Consider the following 209-nt stretch of genomic DNA (forward strand, 5'->3'; position numbering starts at 1 on the left):
TTTCTCAAGCCGACAAGTATCATAAAAAATTTGCTTTTGAACACTTTTTGAAGGTGTTTCTCTATGGCATCGATCATGAGTGTGAAAGTTTACGTGAAATGGATACGGCATTTGTTTCCCCTGATCTACAACAGACCATGGCGTTAGATGCCATCAGCCATTCGCAGCTTTCCCGTGAGCTCGCCCAGATGGATGACGAAATTTTGTGG

General features: G+C 43.1%; 1 pseudogene. It reads left to right on the forward strand.

Annotation, left to right across the window (positions count from 1 at the left end):
* A pseudogene (locus PAT3040_RS33610) lies at positions 1 to 209 on the forward strand (hypothetical protein); the annotation flags it as partial.

This window comes from Paenibacillus agaridevorans (assembly GCF_003112455.1).
In the GTDB taxonomy this organism is placed as follows: Bacteria; Bacillota; Bacilli; order Paenibacillales; family Paenibacillaceae; genus Pristimantibacillus; species Pristimantibacillus agaridevorans.